General features: G+C 60.2%; 15 protein-coding genes. 7 read left to right on the forward strand and 8 right to left on the reverse strand.

The window, feature by feature from the left end; translation table 11 throughout:
- Window positions 1-72: 72 nt before the first annotated feature.
- Window positions 73-1,365 carry a 4-aminobutyrate--2-oxoglutarate transaminase gene (gene gabT, locus KW849_RS30355; RefSeq protein WP_218433732.1) on the reverse strand — a complete coding sequence of 431 codons (1,293 nt, stop codon included), beginning with the start codon at window positions 1,363-1,365 and terminating at the stop codon, window positions 73-75.
- A gap of 287 nt (window positions 1,366-1,652) precedes the next feature.
- On the opposite strand from gabT, the gene KW849_RS30360 reads away from it, so the two are divergent.
- From KW849_RS30360 to KW849_RS30390, 7 genes are all read left to right on the forward strand, one after another.
- Window positions 1,653-2,579 carry a glyoxylate/hydroxypyruvate reductase A gene (locus tag KW849_RS30360; protein WP_218433739.1) on the forward strand — a complete coding sequence of 309 codons (927 nt, stop codon included), beginning with the start codon at window positions 1,653-1,655 and terminating at the stop codon, window positions 2,577-2,579.
- A 392-nt stretch (window positions 2,580-2,971) separates the two neighbouring features.
- A complete protein-coding gene (locus KW849_RS30365; protein WP_218433741.1) occupies window positions 2,972-4,312 on the forward strand; it encodes an OprD family porin in 1,341 nt (446 codons plus the stop codon).
- Between the two features lie 443 nt (window positions 4,313-4,755).
- Entirely contained in the window at window positions 4,756-5,613 is an 858-nt protein-coding gene (locus tag KW849_RS30370) for a GNAT family N-acetyltransferase (RefSeq protein WP_218433743.1), read from the forward strand.
- A gap of 57 nt (window positions 5,614-5,670) precedes the next feature.
- Window positions 5,671-6,378, forward strand: a complete 708-nt coding sequence (locus KW849_RS30375) for a cupin domain-containing protein (RefSeq protein WP_218433745.1) — start codon at window positions 5,671-5,673, stop codon at window positions 6,376-6,378.
- Between the two features lie 84 nt (window positions 6,379-6,462).
- A complete protein-coding gene (gene tatA, locus KW849_RS30380) occupies window positions 6,463-6,684 on the forward strand; it encodes a twin-arginine translocase TatA/TatE family subunit (RefSeq protein WP_218433747.1) in 222 nt (73 codons plus the stop codon).
- A gap of 150 nt (window positions 6,685-6,834) precedes the next feature.
- A complete protein-coding gene (locus KW849_RS30385; RefSeq protein ID WP_256357462.1) occupies window positions 6,835-8,004 on the forward strand; it encodes an aminotransferase class V-fold PLP-dependent enzyme in 1,170 nt (389 codons plus the stop codon).
- Window positions 8,005-8,791: 787 nt separating this feature from the next.
- Window positions 8,792-8,965: a hypothetical protein gene (locus tag KW849_RS30390; protein ID WP_218433751.1), complete on the forward strand. Its 174-nt coding sequence runs from the start codon at window positions 8,792-8,794 to the stop codon at window positions 8,963-8,965.
- A gap of 48 nt (window positions 8,966-9,013) precedes the next feature.
- Here KW849_RS30390 and KW849_RS30395 read toward each other — a convergent pair whose 3' ends face one another.
- From KW849_RS30395 to KW849_RS30425, 7 genes are all read right to left on the reverse strand, one after another.
- Window positions 9,014-10,093: a tartrate dehydrogenase gene (locus tag KW849_RS30395; protein WP_218433753.1), complete on the reverse strand. Its 1,080-nt coding sequence runs from the start codon at window positions 10,091-10,093 to the stop codon at window positions 9,014-9,016.
- A gap of 41 nt (window positions 10,094-10,134) precedes the next feature.
- Window positions 10,135-11,592, reverse strand: a complete 1,458-nt coding sequence (locus KW849_RS30400) for an NAD-dependent succinate-semialdehyde dehydrogenase (protein WP_218433755.1) — start codon at window positions 11,590-11,592, stop codon at window positions 10,135-10,137.
- A 725-nt stretch (window positions 11,593-12,317) separates the two neighbouring features.
- Window positions 12,318-13,475 carry an acetylornithine deacetylase gene (gene argE, locus KW849_RS30405; protein ID WP_218433757.1) on the reverse strand — a complete coding sequence of 386 codons (1,158 nt, stop codon included), beginning with the start codon at window positions 13,473-13,475 and terminating at the stop codon, window positions 12,318-12,320.
- Complete coding sequence (locus KW849_RS30410; protein ID WP_218433759.1) at window positions 13,472-14,626, reverse strand: FAD-binding oxidoreductase; 1,155 nt, start codon at window positions 14,624-14,626, stop codon at window positions 13,472-13,474. Before KW849_RS30410 ends, argE begins: the two co-directional genes overlap by 4 nt.
- Complete coding sequence (locus KW849_RS30415) at window positions 14,623-16,014, reverse strand: NAD(P)/FAD-dependent oxidoreductase (protein ID WP_218433768.1); 1,392 nt, start codon at window positions 16,012-16,014, stop codon at window positions 14,623-14,625. The genes KW849_RS30410 and KW849_RS30415 overlap by 4 nt, the downstream gene beginning before the upstream one ends.
- Complete coding sequence (locus tag KW849_RS30420) at window positions 15,996-16,304, reverse strand: (2Fe-2S)-binding protein (protein WP_218433770.1); 309 nt, start codon at window positions 16,302-16,304, stop codon at window positions 15,996-15,998. The genes KW849_RS30415 and KW849_RS30420 overlap by 19 nt, the downstream gene beginning before the upstream one ends.
- Window positions 16,301-18,145, reverse strand: a complete 1,845-nt coding sequence (locus KW849_RS30425) for an ABC transporter ATP-binding protein (RefSeq protein ID WP_218433772.1) — start codon at window positions 18,143-18,145, stop codon at window positions 16,301-16,303. The genes KW849_RS30420 and KW849_RS30425 overlap by 4 nt, the downstream gene beginning before the upstream one ends.
- Window position 18,146: the final 1 nt, after the last annotated feature.

Consider the following 18,146-nt stretch of genomic DNA (forward strand, 5'->3'; position numbering starts at 1 on the left):
CATTCATCAATCCATGTGCTCTAAATGCCCTCGGTCGGCGCATTGCTACATTGCGCCAACCGAGACCTGAGATTAATCCAACACGCGTAATAATGCCGCTTCAAGAATTGTCAGCGCTTCGTCGATCTGATTTTCTTCGGTTACCAGAGGAGCAAGGAAGCGCAGCACATTTCGGTACACCCCGCATTTGATCACCAGCAGCCCGCCAACCCTGGCCTGATCGATCAGTTGTTGGGTGAGCTCTGCATCGGGGCTGCGGGCCTCATCGTCTTTGATCAATTCGATTGCCAGCATGAAGCCGGTGCCGCGCACGTCACCAATACGAGGGTAACGTGCCTGCAAGCGCAGCAGGCCCTGACGCAGCCGCTCGCCCAATACCTCACCACGCTCGAGCAACTGATCCTGTTCGTAAGTTTCGATCACCGCCAACGCCGCTGCGCAAGCCAGGGCGTTACCGCCGTAAGTGCCACCGAGACCACCAGGTAACGGCGCATCCATGATGTGCGCACGACCCACCACGCCCGATATGGGCAAACCACCGGCGAGACTCTTGGCGACTGTGACCAGATCCGGCTGAATCCCGGCGTGCTGGAAGCCGAACCATTTGCCGGTACGGCCGAATCCGGTCTGAATCTCATCGAGAATGAGCACGATGCCATGTTGCTCGGTCAGAGCCCGCAGCGCCTGGAGAAATTCCGGCGGCGCGGACAGGAAGCCTCCGTCGCCCTGCACCGGCTCGATGATGATCGCAGCTACTCGATCCGGAGCGACTTGGGTCGCCAGCAATTCGTTAAGCGCTTGCAAGGCCATCTCGCTGCTGAAACCACGATAGGCGTTAGGGTATGGGGTATGGAAGACTTCGGGAGCGAAGGGCCCGAAGTTCTGTTTGTAGGGTTGGCTCATGCCCGTCAGGGTCGTACCCAGTAAAGTACGCCCATGGAAACCGCCACGAAAGGAGATAACGGCTGAACGATTGGTATGCGCGCGGGCGATCTTCACCGCGTTCTCCACAGCCTCTGCACCGGAAGTAAACAGCGCCGCCTTGTAGGCTTGTTGACCACCCACCAACTCGCACAAGCGCTGTACCAGGTCAATGTAGGGTTTGTAGGCCACCACCTGGAAGCAAGCATGGCTGATCTTTTGCAATTGGGTCTGCACTGCCGCGACCACCTTCGGGTGATTGTGACCGATGTTCAAAACGCCAATACCGCCGACGAAGTCCAGGTAGCGCGTCCCGTCCACGTCCCAGACTTCAGAACCCTGGGCCCGGTCGATGACCAGCGGGTGTGCCGTGACCAAACCCCGTGGCACGAATTGATCGCGCTGACGGAGCAAACTCGGGGTTTCTTCGACTTTACTGTTCATGGCATCTCCCATAGTGAACCTGGCAACCGGGAAACGGCTGCGATGTGTTCCAAAGGTTAAGCTTTCGACGCAATTGTCTAAGCCGAACTTGGCCTCTGAGAAATTCGGATCGACTGTTTTCACCCCGGTAAACAGCAGAATCCTTCAGCTGTAGCCAGCGCCCATGGAATCTGCCGACGTGCACCCCATACAACGCAACGTTATGCGTTTACGCAGATTCTTTCGACATATCCTGCTCTGCCACTCGGGCATGCTGGATACTCCCAATCTGAAGCGAGAAGTTACCCATGGCCCTGCTCTATAAAGCTGACCCGGTGCGCGGCGAACAATGGAAACGTCTATTCGCTGAGCACGCTCCGGATATCGAATGGCGTGCCTGGCCGGACATCGGCGATCCGAAGGATATTCGCTACCTGGCAGCCTGGCAGGCGCCGGACGATCTCGAAACATTGTTGCCAAACCTGCAGGTACTGTTCGCCTTGTCGGCCGGGGTCGACCAACTTGACCTTGACCGTCTGCCAACGACCCTGCCGGTGGTACGTTTACTCGACCCGAGCATCACCCGGGGCATGTGCGAGTACGCCAGTTTTGCGGTGCTCAGCCTGCACCGGGATATGCTCCGTTATCGCCAGCAACAAATGGCGCGGTGCTGGCAGGCTCACTTGCTGCAACCGGCAGCCAAACGTCGGGTAGGTGTCATGGGGCTCGGCACGCAGGCTCAACAGATTCTGGCCACCTTGCAGACCTTTGGGTTCGACTTATCGGGCTGGGCACGCAGCGAGCACCACATTGCCGGGGTGGACTGCTTTGCGGGTGCCGAGCAACTTCCGGCCTTCCTCGGCCGTTGCGACATCGTGGTTTGTGTCTTGCCATTGACCGAGCAGACTAAAGGGATTCTCAACCGACAGTTGTTCCAGCACCTGCCCAAAGGTGCAGCCTTGGTCAACATGGGCCGGGGTGGGCACCTGATAGAAGAGGATCTGCTTGAGGCTTTGGCCAGCGGCCAGCTCAGCGCGGCGGTGCTAGACGTACTGGAACAGGAGCCGGCGGCGCCGGACCATCCCTTCTGGCACCACCCGCAGATATTGCTGACACCGCATATCGCTGCGATGACTCAGCCAGAAAGCGCATTTAGCGTGTTGCTGGAGAACATCCGTCGGCATCAACGCGGTGAGTCAATGCTTGGCCAGGTTGATCGCGAGCGGAGTTACTGACCAACCGGCGCCAGATTTTTTACTTCTCTGAGGTAAATCTGGCGCTATACAAAACAGACCTGTTGCTCATCCAGATTTTCTGTTTCTACGCATACCAGCCCCAAAAAATCAGCCGACATTTGCTGCTGATCTCCCCTCCCGATTGAGTAGTAATTGCGGCCCGTCAAACCACAACTGATGCAATCTACCGAATTGACTGCCCCCCATTGTCAGGTCTCGTCGTAACTGCGATACAGCCACCGCTGCGGCCCCGGCTGCTGGTCAAGTCCACTGCAAAGCACTGATCAACAGGACTCTCCCGGGCTTACTTCGCAGTGATTTACCTGACCTGCCGCAAGAGCATCGCCTGCCGTGCAGATAACCAACACTAATAAGATCAATTGGGGTAAGCGATGAACATCGCAACACTAAGCTCTCTCTCCTTGGCTGTCATCGCCGCTACCACGCAACTGGCAATAGCGGGTCAGCAACAGCAAGCCAATGGCTTCATTGAAGACAGCAGCCTCGGCTTGCTCAACCGTAATTTCTATATGAATCGCGACTTCCGTAATGGCGGCAGCAATAGCCAAGGTACCAACGGCGCCAAGCCGGCCAGCGAGCGCAATGGCTATCGCGAGGAGTGGGCACAAGGGGCCATGCTCAACTTCGCCTCCGGTTTCACCCAGGGCACCATCGGTTTCGGCACCGATGCCTTCGCCTTCGGTGGCGTCAAGCTGGACACTGGCCGTGGCCGGGTCGGCAACGGCCTGCTGCCCATCAGTAACAACCGCACCGCCGAAGCCGAAGTGCCAGATAGCTATGGCGAGATCGGCGGCGCAGTGAAGATGCGCATTTCCTCCACCGTGCTGAAGTACGGAGAACAACGCCCGACCGCTCCGGTATTCGCCACCGGCGACAACCGCTTGCTGCCGGAAACCGCTACCGGCTTCCAACTGTCGAGCAAAGAGTTCGACGCCTTTTCTTTCGAGGCTGGCCACTTCACCGCATTCAACAATCGCAATTCGACCAACTCCGATGACAAACTGCTCACCACTTACGGAGGGACCGAAGCTGACAGTGTCGACTTCATTGGCGGCACCTATAAAGTCAACAACAACCTCAGCCTGATGGCGTACACCAGTGAGGCCGAGAATGTCTGGCGTCAGCACTTCGGCAGTGCCTCCTATACGATTCCTCTGGCTAACCAGCAGTCGCTGAGTTTTGGCTTGATAGCCTATAAGACCCAGGACCAAGGCGAAGCCCGTGCCGGCAAACTGGACACCACGAGCTGGTCGGCAAAGGCAGCCTATTCCTTGGGTGCCCACAAGCTCACCCTGGCTTATCAGAAGATCGATGGCGACGAGTATTTCGACTACATCGGTGTGGACTCGATCTGGCTGGCCAACTCGATTCAGTACTCCGACTTCAACGCCCCCAACGAGCGCTCCATCCAGGCTCGTTATGACCTGAACATGGCTCCATTCGGCATACCGGGGCTGAGCTTCATGGCCCGCTATGTCAAAGGTGATCAAATCGATGGCACCAAGGCCGATCCGAAGGGTGCCTATGCCAACAAGGCGGGTGACGACCAGAAGGAGTGGGAGCGTGACCTGGAAGCCAAATACGTGGTCCAGGTAGGGGCCGCCAAGGACCTGTCCTTCCGCCTGCGCCAGGCTACGCATCGCGCAACCTCGTTCGAGAGCGATATCGACGAGGTCCGCCTGATCATCGAGTATCCGCTGAGCATTCTGTAACGTTTGGTCCTGGCCGGGCGCCTTTTTTGGTTCTTCACGCAATCCCGGGAAACTGTAGGAGCCAGCTTGCTGGCGAGGGACTCAAGTACGCCGCGTTTATCCGGTTCACACGCGTTATCGTTATCGACCATCGCTGCGATGCGGCGACCCGACAAGTCGGATCGCCGCACCGCGGCTCCTGCAAGGGAGCGTGCCCACGCTTTTTTTTAAGCAATGTACCCATCGGCAGCGCCTTTGGCTTTGCCCTGCCTCCTGAAAACCGACCCGGTATTTGCTGCCGATCTTGCCTCTCATTTGAGCAGCAACTGTGGCCTGCAGCGCTGTCGCCTACAGAATCTGCCGAATCAATGGCCGCCTCTTGTCAGGCCTCACAGCAGGTGAGATACCAACACTTTCAACGGAGAAATCCGACCGGTCACGCTCCCTGTCTACGGAGATCTGTCATGTCCAACTCGCAACGCCCTGCGTATACCTATCGCCCCATGACCCCGGCCGATGTGCCGCTGGCCCACGCCTTGTCCGTACAGTTGAAATGGCCCCACCGCCTGGAGGAATGGGCCATGTTGCAGCGCATCGCGCAGGGTTTTGTCGTAGAAGATGGAGGTCGTCTGATCGGTACCGCGTTCACCTGTGCGCAGGGAGATTACGCCACTATCGGCCTGGTGATCGTCAGTGATGAGTACCAGGGCCAGGGTATCGGTCGCAAGCTGATGGAACTGGCACTTGAGGCTTGCGGTTCACGTACCGCCATGCTCAATGCGACGCTGGCCGGTGCCCCACTTTATGCCAGTCAGGGATTCATTGATTTCGGACATATTCAACAACATCAGGGGCATGCGCTGTCTCCAGTACCCAATGATCTGCCAGCCGGTGAGCGCTGCCGCCCGCTGACCGAAGCCGATCGAAGCGATCAAATCGAACTGGCCAACGCCGGCAGCGGCCTGAACAGACACGCCGTGCTCAACGATCTGTTCGATAGTGTCGAACACTCGGTCGGTATCGAGCGCGGGGGTCAGCTACGTGCCTTCGCCCTGCTGCGTCCATTCGGCCGTGGTCGCTGCATCGGCCCGGTCATCGCGGAAAATCCAGAGCAGGCCAAGCACCTGATCGCGGTGTTGTTGGCCCAAGTGCCGGACGCATTCGTGCGCATGGATATACCGTCCGATAGCGGACTGGCCCCTTGGCTGGAAGAGGCCGGGCTGAAGCAGGTCGACACCGTTGCGCAAATGGCTCGTGGTACCCCACCGCAGGCTTTCGGCGGAGTGCGCCAGTTTGCGCTGGTGACTCAGGCCATCGGCTGACAACCCCCACAGATCCATCCAACGCCACACGACGCATATTCCTGGAGAAACTCCTTCATGCAAGAGCCCACTGCAGTGCTGCTGGCACACGCCGACGGCAGTCCCGTTCTAACAAAATTCACCCCCGGTTCGTTAGGGGCAAATGATCCTTTCGACCGGCACATTGCTTATCTCGGGCCGGATGACATCGCTGCCGGCGTGGTCCAGGCGAGCGGACAGTTCAACGTCGATGACTATCCCTATAGCGAAACGATCGTGGTTCACGCGGGACGCGTCATCCTGCAGAGCCAGGATCACAGGCTCCAACTAAATCCCGGCGACAGCGCCGTGATCGCCCGCGGTACGTCGCTCCAGATCGAGGCGCAACCCGACTCTCTCTGGGCGTTCTGCGCGGATACCCAGCTCGTTGAAGAGCGCCATCCCGGGCTCACCGTGCTCCCCCCGCTAACCCTGCTCTCTCCCTCGGCGGCACCGGGGCCAGAAATTCTGCTAAGCCCGGCACCGCAATGTCGCTCGCACAATTTGTTTGTCGAAGAGGCGACCAATCTGCGCATCGGCGTCTGGGATTCGACACCCTATACCCGCGGGGCGAGGCCGCACCTGCTGCATGAACTGATGCACCTGATCGAAGGTAGCGTCACCCTCCAGCTGGCGGACGGGATCGATCTGACAGTCAACACTGGCGATACGGTATTCGTGCCCCGAGGCGCACCATGCGCCTGGCAAAGCAGCGCCTATGTACGCAAGTTCTACGTCGTCAAATAACTCGAACCGCGTTAGCGCCGGCAGATGAGTTTTCCTCCGCCGGCCCCACCACAAAACCGATCAATCAGTTGCGGAGTACAGACAATGGGATTAGGTGGCTTCAGTACCGGAAAACTCCTGATCATCCTGTTGATCGTGATCATGCTGTTCGGAACCAGGCGCCTGAAAGGCTTGGGGTCGGATATCGGCGACACGATCAGGGGGTTCCGCAAATCCATGGGCGACGATAAGCCGGTCACTGAACCGCCCAGGGACCCGCCCGTTGACGCTCAGGCGCGCACGCTCGAAGACTCGGTAAAACCCTAATCTATATCGGCTTTAACGAACGGCTATTGATGGTCCAGGCTGCTCCAAAGAGATCACTAATCGTGGCGTTGAAGCTCGTGGGCGTGGCGAGTGCCCAAGCCTCAGTCACAATTCAAACAGAGGTGAGAAGCGGGAATGCAAGTGCAGTCGATGTCAGACAAGTCTGTCGGAGGGGAAGCATTCTGGGAGCGCGTGTGCGCAGCCTATCCGGAGCAGCGCCCTCTATTGAACCTGAACAACGCGGCCGTGAGTCCGCCGCCGCTGGTGGTTGAGCAGGCCATGATCGATGCCTATCGGCTGATCAGCCACAACCCGGACGTCAATATGTGGAGCAAGCTCGACGCCGAGCTCCCAACGATCAAGCAACAGCTGGCTGACATGGCTGATTGCGATCCCGATGAGATCGCCCTGAACCGCAACTCCTCCGAAGGCTTGTCGACAGTCATCTTCGGCATTCCATTGAAGGCTGGCGACCAAGTGCTGGTCTCACAGTGGGACTATCCGAGCGTAATAGCTGGATGGTTGCAGCGTCAGCAGCGCGAAGGCATCGAAGTGGTGACCGTCGACTTCGACCTGATGGACGATGAGAATGTCATCGTGCAAGCGTATGCGCAGGCAATTACCCCGCGTACCCGGGTGATCCAGCTGACCCACATGCTGCACTGGACCGGGCGGGTCCTGCCGATCAAGCGCATCTGTGCGCTAGCCCGGGCGCGGGCGGTTGTCACGGTGGTGGACGGTGCCCAGACGTTTGCACAGATGCCGCTCAGCTTCCGCGAACTGGATTGCGACTACTTCGTCACCAGCCTCCACAAATGGCTGGGGGCGCCGGTCGGCAATGGCATGCTCATTGTCAGGCGCGACCGAATCGACGGCACCTGGCCGTTGCTGGGGCCTTTCGATCCTCCGCCGCTACAGATCGACAAGTTCGACCACTGGAATCTCGACACCTATAACTCGGCGATACAGGCCGGCATTGCCCCGGCTATCCGTTTCCATGCGCAAATCGGCACGCGAGCCATTCACGCGCGTCTACAGGAGCTGACCCGCTACTGGGTTGACCTCGCCAGCGACATTCCCGGTTTCAGGCTCCACACGCCACTTGATACCGTCGAGCTGGGCGCAGTAAGCCTGTTTTCCATCGATCAATGCGATGCTCGATGGATTGATCAGGAGCTTCGAAAAACCCACAAGGTGCATGTCAAGTTCCGCCAGATCAGACACATCAGCGGACTTCGGGTATCGCCGGGCATCTACACGCAGAAGAGCGATCTATGCCGCTTCGTCGAGGCGCTAAAGCAGGTGGTTGCAAGCAGATAGGCCGGCGGGCCGGGGGGACCCACGGAGGCAGTGGCCCCCGAAAATGGCTTGGGTGTACTCCCCGGCCGCAAGCATGCTTTGGTAGTCCTTGTCGTCAACCCTCACGAACCCTCTGTTCGCGCCAGTACGTAGACCGCTTTAGCCAAACGGGATATGTTCGACCGGTCGTATTTGCGCCAATTCTGCGCGCACAAAGACGACAACCCTCCCCCTCAATATAGTCCGCCAATAGTCCCTCCGGGGCCGTGCGCCGGGTCGATAGTTGCGTAGATAGAGGGCAAAGGCGCGGCCGCTGGCTACCTTGAGAAGTAACTGTCCAGGTTTTTTGCGCCAAAAAAAGGTTCTTCACGGAATCCCGGGGAACACATATAACGAAATATCTGTAGGGGCTGCCGAAGGTTCGGGCCGCGTTCGGACGATCTTTTTGATCTTGATCTTCAGCAATCTCCCGATCGCAAAAGCAAGATCAAAAGATCGCAGCCTTCGGCAGCTCCTACAAGGGAACGCGTGCACCACCAAACAATGAGGTCGAGCGTTAGCTCGCCTCGCGGTGCTGTTGCGGTGCACGCCGCCTCGAGAGGCCGAGCGCAGGTTCTGCGCAGTGGGCAACCCGGCATGGATGCCGGGTTAGCCGCGCACGGCCATGGATGGCCGATCGCGGCGGGCCCACGGAGCAGGACCGGAGCGAGGGCATGCCGAGCCTAGGCGAGGCACCGAACGTCAGGGGCAAGAGCCCTTGGTTACTTGGGGCTCTTCCAAGTGACCCGCCGTAAGGGCGGAACCCTAAGTGGCCGTTACCCCAGCAATGAATATGTACACCAGGAAGAAAATGCTCGGCCGTAAGGTCGCCATCGCTGGCAAGTCGGATCGCCGCACCGCAGTTTCTACAGGTATCGGTGTTCCCCGGGATTGCGTGAAGAGCCAAAAAAAAGCCCGCAGTGTGAACGGGCTAAAAGGGTGACACACAAGAATGAGTAGAGCGGTGAAGCCGACCGGGTGTTTCCTCAGCTCAAAGCGCCGCGGCGATTGCCCCACCGACATCCTGGGTCGAGCCCTGCCCGCCCAGATCAGGGGTGATCGGTCCTTGGGAAATAACCTGCTCGATGGCCTTGAGAATACCGTCATGAGCCGCACGGTAGCGCTCATCGCCATTGCCCAGGAAATCCAGCATCAAGGCACCGGACCAGATCATCGCAATCGGGTTCGCGATGTTCTGCCCATAGATATCTGGCGCTGAGCCATGCACCGGTTCGAACAGCGAGGGGAAGCGTCGCTCCGGGTCGAGGTTGGCCGAAGGGGCGATGCCGATGGTACCGGCGCAGGCAGGTCCCAGGTCGGACAGAATGTCGCCGAACAGATTCGACGCCACCACCACATCGAAACGATCCGGTTGCAGCACGAAACGTGCACACAAAATATCGATGTGTTGCTTGTCCCAGGTGACATCCGGGTACTTCGCAGCCATCAATGCGGTGCGCTCGTCCCAGTACGGCATGCTGATGGAAATCCCGTTGGACTTGGTCGCCGCCGTCAGGCGTTTGCGCGGCCGGGTCTGGGCCAGGTCAAAGGCGAACTTGAGAATCCGGTCCACGCCGCGTCGGGTGAATACCGATTCCTGCAGCACGAACTCATGCTCGGTGCCTTCGAACATCTTGCCGCCGACCGATGAATACTCGCCCTCGGTGTTCTCGCGGATCACCACGAAATCGATGTCCCCCGCTTCGCGTCCGGCCAGCGGACACGGCACACCGGGAAACAGCCGCACCGGACGGATGTTCACGTATTGGTCGAAGTCACGGCGGAACTTCAGCAGCGAACCCCACAGGGAAATGTGATCCGGCACTTTGTCCGGCCAGCCGACGGCGCCAAAGTAAATCGCGTCGAAGCCCTTGAGTTGTTCGAACCAGTCGGCGGGCATCATCTGCCCGTGTTCCAGGTAGTAATCGCAGTGCGCCCAGTCGAGCACCTCGATGCTCAAATCCAGCTGCCATTTCTTCGCGGCCTGTTCCAGTACCCGCAGTCCTTCCGGCAGTACTTCCTTGCCGATGCCATCGCCGGCAATCGCGGCGATTCTGAATGGTTTGCTCATCAATCGTGGCTCCTCAATGTCCTGTTCAAACGGTGACCGGATCACAGCCCACCGATGTGGAAGGCTTTGACCTCAAGGTATTCATCCAGGCCGTACTTGCTGCCTTCACGACCCAGGCCCGACTGCTTGATACCGCCGAATGGCGCGACTTCCATGGAAATGAGCCCGGTGTTGAGACCGATCATGCCAAACTCCAGCGCCTCGCCGAACCGCCATGAACGGCGCAAATCCTGGGTGAAAAAATAAGCGCCCAGGCCATAAGGCGTGGCATTGGCCAGGGCCAGCGCTTCTTCTTCACTGGTAAAGCGCATCAGCGGTGCGACCGGACCGAAGGTTTCTTCATTGGCCAGCAACATCCCGGCATGGGCCTCACCGAGCACCGTCGGCTGGACGAACTGGCTGTCGCCCTCGGGGACGCCGCCACAGAGCAGACGGGCTCCCTGACTCAAAGCATCGTCGATATGCCGAGCAACCTTGCTCACCGCCGCCGCATTGATCAGCGGGCCGATGGTGGTATCCGCGTCCAGGCCATTGCCGACCTTGAGCTTGCCCACCTCCTCCACCAGGCGCTGGGCGAAGCGCTCGTAAATCCCATCCTGCACCAGGATCCGGTTGGCGCAAACGCAGGTCTGGCCAGCGTTGCGGAACTTGCTGAGCATGATACCGGCCACTGCCTGTTCCAGATCAGCGTCGTCGAACACAATGAACGGCGCGTTACCACCCAGTTCCAGGCTCAGGCGCTTGATGTGTTCGGCGCTCTGGCGCATCAGCAGCCGGCCGACAGCGGTGGAACCGGTGAAAGAGATCTTGCGCACCGTCGGGTTGCCGGTCAGTTCTTCGCCGATGCCGACGGGCATACCGGTCACTACGTTGAACACCCCGGCCGGAATGCCGACGCGCTCGGCGAGCACGGCCAGAGCCAGGGCGGACAGCGGAGTCAGATCCGAGGGTTTGACGATGACCGGGCACCCGGCGGCCAGGGCCGGCGCGCACTTGCGGGTGATCATCGCGTTGGGGAAGTTCCATGGGGTGATCGCGGCGCAAACCCCGACCGGCTGCTTGAGCGTGAGCAAGCGGCGGTCGCCGCTGGGTGCCGGGATGGTTTCGCCGTAAACCCGGCGGGCTTCCTCGGCGAACCATTTAACGAAACTGGCGCCATAGCGAACCTCGCCCTTGGCTTCGTTGATCGGCTTGCCCTGTTCGCAGGTCATGATCAGCGCCAGGTCGTCCAGGTTATCGATCATCGCCTGATACCAACGTTCCAGCAGCGCCGCCCGTTCTGCCGCCGGGCGTGCGCGCCAGGCCGGCCAGGCGCGTTCGGCAGCTTCGATGGCGCGTCGGGTTTCGCTGCCGTGCATCGCGGGTACGCGGGCGAGCAACTGGCCGCTGGCGGGGTCGATGACGTCAAGGGTGGCGGCGTTGTCGGCGCTGGTCCACTGACCGTCGATGTAAGCGAGTTCTACCAGCAGGCTGGGGTCTTTCAGGCGATGCTTGAGCATGATGTCGAGTCCTGTTCCGAGACAGCCTTCAGTCTATTGAGTCGTCCCGGACGAGGATGCTGAAAGCGCCGCCCCAGCAGTCGTCGAATGCTGAAAATCGGCATTCGACGGCAGGCTCTACTGTTGGTGGGGTGATAGATATTGTCGCGGTCAGACGATGTAGTGCTTGACGATGTCATTCAGTTTGCAGGCCAAGATCAACAGCTTCGCGAGCAGGCCCCCACAGTTGGACTGGGTACATCCGGAGAAGATTGATCGGCTGACAGGCCGCCATCGCAGCGATGCGACGACCCGACAAGCCAGCTCCCACAAAAAAATCAGCGCCCATCCGCTCTGCTTTTCACCACCCATCAGGCCGAGCGTTAGCTCGCCTGCAGCTGTTGATCTTGATGCACCTATATCGAGAGGCCGAGTGGAGGTTCTGCGCAGTGGGCAACCCGGCATGGATGCCGGGTTAGCCGCGCACGGCCATGGATGGCCGATCGCGGCGGGCCCTGAAGGAGCGAGCTTGCTCGCGAAAAACCTGAGAGCACCGCGGGGTGTCAGGCTCCCCGCGTCATCGTTGACCTCCATCGCGAGCAATCGAGCGTCGACCGGCTGCTCCTACAGGCCGGGCGGCGTTCCGTTTTTCCAAGTGACTCGCTGTAAAAGCGAAACCAATAGTAGCCGTGACCACAGAAACGGATATGTACACCGATCAATGTTCGGTGTCAGCAAGCGGGACACTAAAGCCGCATCGAGCCCAACAACCCTTGCAGAAAGTGCTCGCCGGCTTCCATCTGACTGATCTCGATGAACTCGTCAGGCTTGTGCGCCTGTTCTATCGAGCCCGGGCCACAGACCACCACCGGCACATCCAGGCGTTGTTTGAACAACCCGCCCTCGGTGCCGAATGAGACTTTGGCAGTGCCGGTGTCCGGGGCGGCGAAGTTTTTCAGGAAGCGCACCGCTTCGACGCTCGGGTGGGTATCGAGGCCCGGATAGACGTTCAGGGTTTCGATCTCGATATCCGCCACACTGGACAGCTTTTTGGCTTCGCGCACGATCACTTCGGCACGCTTGCGCATCTGTTCCAGGAACTGATCCAGGTCGTCCGCCGGCAAGTTACGCACTTCAAAATCCAGGGTGCACAAGTTCGGCACGATGTTCAGCGCCTTGCCGCCGACAATCTGCCCGACATGCACGGTGCTGTAGGGCACGTCATAGTCGGCATCCTGGGCGCCCTGCTCTTGCAGTTGCTGTTGGCTCTGACGCAGTGCCGCGATGAAATCGCAGGCCACGTGAATCGCATTGACCGAACGCGGCGCCAGCGAGGAATGGGCTTCCAGGCCGCGACAGTAAGTGCGGTAAGAACCCTTGCCCTTGTGCCCGAGCACGAACTGCATGTTGGTAGGCTCACCGATCACGCACAAAAACGGCCGTACCGGCGCCAGGTGCAGCACGTCGAGCAAACGCCGCACGCCGACGCAACCGATCTCTTCATCATGGGACAGCGCCAGTTGCAATGGCCGACTCAATGAATGGTCGGCGGCATCGAGCATGGCGTCGATAGCCAGCGCGACAAAGCCCTTCATATCGCAACTGCCACGCCCGTAAATCCGTCCGTCCTGCACTGTTGCCTGAAACGCCGGAAAGGTCCAGGCCTGCCCCGCTGCCGGCACCACGTCGGTATGGCCGGACAGCAGAATCCCCGGCACCTCCCGCGGACCGGTACTGGCGAACAGGTTGGCCTTTTTGCCAGTGGAGTCTTTGACGATCAGCGACTCGATGCCCTTGGTCAGCAGCAGATCGCGCACGTACTCAATCAAGGCCATGTTCGATTCCGCAGAAACGGTTTCAAAGGCCATCAGGCGTTTAAGAATGTCCAGTACACGGGGCTTCATGAGACCTTGCTCCGTTGCTCGACTGAAGAAGCGAACCGGTTGATGGAGAACGGCGAAATCGAAGTGCTGGTGCTGCCGGTGCTGATCAGTTCGGCCATCACGTCGCCCACGCCCGGACCGAGCTGGAAGCCATGGCCGGAGAAACCGAAGGCATAGAACAAGCCATCAACGGTGCCGCTTGGCCCCATTACTGGCAGGGAATCAGGCAGGTAACCTTCGATACCACTCCAGACCCGAATGATGTTCAGGTTGCCGACACCCGGCAGCAGGCGACGCATCTGATCGAACTGATTGAGAATGCTGCGAGGCTCGACATAGGCCCGGCGGTTGAGCATGTCCGGTTCGCTGCGATAGCCGCCACCGATGATGATGTTTCCACGGGGTATTTGACGGAAATAAATCACTTCCTCGGGAATCCTGGTATAGACACCGATGACTGTCGGCAAGGCGTAAGGCACTGGCTCGGTCACGGCCATTTGCGGACCATGGGTCTCCAGCGGCACCGGTTCGCCGAATTGCGCCGAGAGTTTTTGGCCCCAGGCGCCAGCGGTGATCAACAGCTGAGCGGCGCAGAACTGACGACCGTCGGTGGTGCTGATGTGGAACTCGCCGCCGACCTTCTGCACCTCGGCCACTTCCGTACGCTCTTCGATCCGCGCACCGAGGCGTCGTGCCGCGCGGGCAAATGCCGGGGCCGCCAGACGCGGGTTGGCATGCCCATCGTGGGGTGCATAAGAGCCGCCCTTCACATCCGGGCCGAGAAACGGAAAGCGCTTATGTAATTCGTCGCCACTAAAGATCTTCAGCTCCAGCTGCTCTGCCTCAGGGGCGTCTGCGTAGGCTTGCAGTTCGGCGATCTCGTCTTCGCGGTAACACACTCGCATATGCCCACTGGCGATGAATTCCAGGTCATCGTCAATCAGTTCTGGCAGACGCTTCCATAACGCCCAGGAACGATTGGCCAGTTCCAGCTGCCCGAGATAACGCCCTTGGCGTCGCACGTTGCCGAAATTCACGCCGCTGGCGTACTGACCGATCTGGTCGCGCTCCAGCAAGATCACCGACTGCCCGCGCAGGCGCAGGAAAAACGCCGCCGCCGAGCCCATCAGGCCGCCGCCGACAATCACGACATCGGCTTTCTGTACCGTCATGGCGACACCTCCTCGGTGAGTATCGAAAGGGGTTTGACCGGCGCCTGACCCCGTTGTCGGCCGACCTGTTGCACGCTGACGCCCGCGGCGGCTGCAATCACCTCTGCCCCGGCCTGCGAGCAATAACGCCCCTGGCAGCGGCCCATGCCGACCCGGCTGAATGCCTTGGCCCGGTTGACTTCACAGGCCCCCTTCTCACTGACGGTCCGACGCAACTCGCCGGCCGTGATCATTTCGCAGCGGCAGACGATCGCCTCGTCCGGCAGCGCTTTGGCCTGGGCGCTTGGCCAGGGAAACGCCTGTGCCAGACCGAGGCGAAATTCATCCATCACCGCCAGGGCTTGGCGTTGTTCGTCGCGCAACCCGATGTTCATCGGTTGCTGCTGATCCTCCAGCAGCGCCATGGCCACCAGCCTCCCGGCGTGTTCGGCGGCATCGGCACCGCGAATCTTCGAGCCGTCGCCGGCGGCATACACGCCGCTGACCGAGGTCCGGCCGTCTTCATCCGTGGCCAGCCACCATTGGCTCGACGCTTCATCGAAGCGCATACGGCAACCGGCCAGGTCGGCCAATTGAGTTTCCGGGCGCAGGTGATAACCCAGCGCCACGGCATCGCAATCCACCGTCAAGGTCTCACCGCGCGCCGTGCGCACGCGTACGCCACTGACACCTCTGGCCGCATCGCCCTGCACTTGAAGCGGCGAAATGCCCAGATGCACCGGGATCTTCGCGCGATACAACTGCGCCAATAACTTCATCCCGGTGAACAGCAACCCCGGGCGTGCCAGCAGTTTCGGCATGGCAAGGATGCGTTTGCTCAGAGGCGAAGTGTCGAGCACTGCCGCGACCTTGGCTCCCGCCTTCACATACTGACTGGCAACCAGATACAGCAACGGACCGCTGCCCATGAACACCACGCGGTGGCCGATGGACACAGCCTGAGATTTCAGGGCGATCTGCGCACCGCCGAGGCTATACGTGCCCGCCAACTGCCAGCCTTCGATCGGCATCAAGCGGTCGGTGGCACCGGTGCAGAGGATCAGCGCGTCGTAATCCACCGTCGAGTGCTTGCCCTGGCTGACACAGCACAGTTGCCCCGGTGTCAGGTTCCACACCAACGTGTCCGGGCGATAGTCGATCTGCCCGCGCAAGCGATCAAAGCACTGGTGCAGATCGTTGGCCTTGGCGGCTTCGGTGCCATACAACGTGGCGTAATCCCGGGTAAAACCTTCGGGCTGGCGACGGTAGATCTGCCCCCCATCACGACGATTTTCATCGATCAGGATGGGCTTGAATCCAGCGGCGACCAGGGTTTCGGCACAACGTGTGCCGGCCGGCCCGGCACCGACGATAACGACTCGATGAGTGCTCAGCCGCGCAGTGGCCATATCGCCTCCGGTTGTGTGGTGACAATATCCAGGCCTTCACGGACCTCATTGGAACAGGCACGTAGACGCTCGCCGCTGCGGGTCCAGACCCAACAGTCCTGGCAGGCTCCCATCAGGCAGAAACCGGCGCGGCGACCCGGATCGAACTCCGATTGGCGCAAGGCCGAACCCTGAGTCAGCAACGCGACCATCAGCGTATCGCCCTGCAGCGCCTCGATAGGCTTGCCGTCTACCTGAAGTTTGATGATGGGCCGGCCCTGTTCGGCCAGCCTTACGAAACGCCCGTTCATGCATAGGCTCCCACGGTCATGCTGTTGGAATCCTGCTGAGCTTTCAGCAGCTCGGCACTGTCGTGATGGCAAAGGACTTCACTGCCGCCAACGATCATCCGGCGGTCCGGCGGGATACAATTGCACAGGCCGTCGACCCGCACCGGGCAACGATTGAGGAACGTGCACAGCCCCGGCACATTGGCTTTTGCACCAATGGGCGGCAGCGTGCCGCAGGTCGTTGTTCCACAGCTTTCCAGCCAGCCCTGACGCAACTCCGGCACCGAATGGATCAACAAGTCGGTGTAGGGGTGGAACGGTGCCTGGGCGTACGACTGGCGACTGCCGGCCTGGATCTTGTGGCCGCTGTACATCACCACGATGTCGTCGCACAGCGCTCGCACGGTGGAGATGTCATGGCTGATGAACAGATAGGACACCCCCAGTTGCTGGCGCAGGTCGCGCAGCAGTTCGAGAATCGCTGCACCGACCACGGTATCCAGTGCCGAGGTCACCTCGTCGCAGAGAATCAGATCCGGCTTGGCCGCCAGGGCCCGGGCCAGATTGACCCGTTGTTTCTGCCCGCCGGACAGTTCGTTCGGACGACGTTCAGCCAGCGTGCGCGGCAAACGAACGAGGTCCAGCAACTCACCGATACGCTCGCGCAAAGCCGCACCCTTGAGGCCGAAATACATCTTCAGCGGGCGACTCAGAATCGTGCTGACGCTGTGCATCGGGTTGAGCGCGGTGTCGGCATTCTGAAAGACCATCTGAATGCGTCGGAACTGCTCGTCGGTGCGCGACGACAGGCTACCACCCAGGGGCTGGCCATCGAAGGTCAGCCCGCCCTGGGCCGGCTCCAACAACCCGGCCACCACCCGCGCCAAAGTCGACTTGCCAGAACCTGACTCACCGATGACGCCAATCGCCTGGCCTCTGCGAACCGTCAGATCAATGTCCTCCAATACCAGGATCGATGGCATGCCATGCGTGTTTTTGTTGCCGTAACCGGCGGTCAGTCCCTGGATAGTCAGCAAAGGCGTGTCTTCAGCGACACCGCAGGGTGGACGGATGGTGGTGTCCGGCCGTGCTGCCGCCAGCAAGCTGCGGGTGTATTCGTGGGCCGGGCCTTTAAGCAAGGGTGCCGTGGCGCTCTGTTCGAAGATCTCACCGCCATTGAGCACCACGATCTGATCGGCCATCTGCGCCACTACGGCCAAGTCGTGGGAGACGTAGACCGCCGTCGCGCCACGTTCACGGACCACCCGTTTAAAGGCGCGCAGCACATCGATCTGGGTGGTCACATCAAGCGCCGTCGTCGGTTCGTCGAGCACCACCAGCAATGGATCGCTGATCAGCGCCATGGCCGCCATCACCCGTTGCAGTTGCCCGCCGGAAACCTGATGAGGGTAACGCTGGCCAATGTGATCAGGGTCTGGCAGGGCCAGGTCGCGGAACAACTCGATGGCCTTGGCCTCAAGCACAGTCCTGCTGCCCAGGCCATGAATCAACGCCCCCTCAATCACTTGGTCGATGAGTCTTTTCGCCGGATTGAACGCCGCGGCGGCGCTCTGGGCAATGTACGACACACGGTTGCCGCGCAAGCCTTGCAGCTCGCCTTCGCTCAACGCCAGCATGTCGTGTTCGCCGATCTGTACCACCCCGCCCGCCAACCGACAACCGCGTCGGGCATAACCGAGTAACGCCAGGGCGATAGTGGTCTTGCCGGAGCCAGACTCACCGATCAACGCCAGCACTTCGCCTTTCTGCAGGGAGAAGCTTACGCCCTTGACGATTTCCACATCACCGAGCTCGCCACAGGCGACCACTCGCAGGTCCTGAACGCTAATTAATGCACTCATT

Origin of the sequence: Pseudomonas sp. PDM26, assembly GCF_019219185.1 — a bacterium.
GTDB lineage: Bacteria > Pseudomonadota > Gammaproteobacteria > Pseudomonadales > Pseudomonadaceae > Aquipseudomonas.

Excerpts from the sequence above, each read along its gene's own strand:
- KW849_RS30375 (WP_218433745.1), top strand. The coding sequence starts at position 5,671 with ATGCAAGAGCCCACTGCAGTGCTGCTGGCACACGCCGACGGCAGTCCC.
- KW849_RS30385 (WP_256357462.1), top strand. The coding sequence starts at position 6,835 with ATGTCAGACAAGTCTGTCGGAGGGGAAGCATTCTGGGAGCGCGTGTGC.
- KW849_RS30360 (WP_218433739.1), top strand. The coding sequence starts at position 1,653 with ATGGCCCTGCTCTATAAAGCTGACCCGGTGCGCGGCGAACAATGGAAA.
- KW849_RS30365 (WP_218433741.1), top strand. The coding sequence starts at position 2,972 with ATGAACATCGCAACACTAAGCTCTCTCTCCTTGGCTGTCATCGCCGCT.
- KW849_RS30425 (WP_218433772.1), bottom strand. The coding sequence starts at position 18,145 with ATGAGTGCATTAATTAGCGTTCAGGACCTGCGAGTGGTCGCCTGTGGC.
- KW849_RS30410 (WP_218433759.1), bottom strand. The coding sequence starts at position 14,626 with ATGACGGTACAGAAAGCCGATGTCGTGATTGTCGGCGGCGGCCTGATG.
- tatA (WP_218433747.1), top strand. The coding sequence starts at position 6,463 with ATGGGATTAGGTGGCTTCAGTACCGGAAAACTCCTGATCATCCTGTTG.
- KW849_RS30370 (WP_218433743.1), top strand. The coding sequence starts at position 4,756 with ATGTCCAACTCGCAACGCCCTGCGTATACCTATCGCCCCATGACCCCG.
- gabT (WP_218433732.1), bottom strand. The coding sequence starts at position 1,365 with ATGAACAGTAAAGTCGAAGAAACCCCGAGTTTGCTCCGTCAGCGCGAT.
- KW849_RS30395 (WP_218433753.1), bottom strand. The coding sequence starts at position 10,093 with ATGAGCAAACCATTCAGAATCGCCGCGATTGCCGGCGATGGCATCGGC.
- KW849_RS30400 (WP_218433755.1), bottom strand. The coding sequence starts at position 11,592 with ATGCTCAAGCATCGCCTGAAAGACCCCAGCCTGCTGGTAGAACTCGCT.
- KW849_RS30415 (WP_218433768.1), bottom strand. The coding sequence starts at position 16,014 with ATGGCCACTGCGCGGCTGAGCACTCATCGAGTCGTTATCGTCGGTGCC.
- argE (WP_218433757.1), bottom strand. The coding sequence starts at position 13,475 with ATGAAGCCCCGTGTACTGGACATTCTTAAACGCCTGATGGCCTTTGAA.
- KW849_RS30420 (WP_218433770.1), bottom strand. The coding sequence starts at position 16,304 with ATGAACGGGCGTTTCGTAAGGCTGGCCGAACAGGGCCGGCCCATCATC.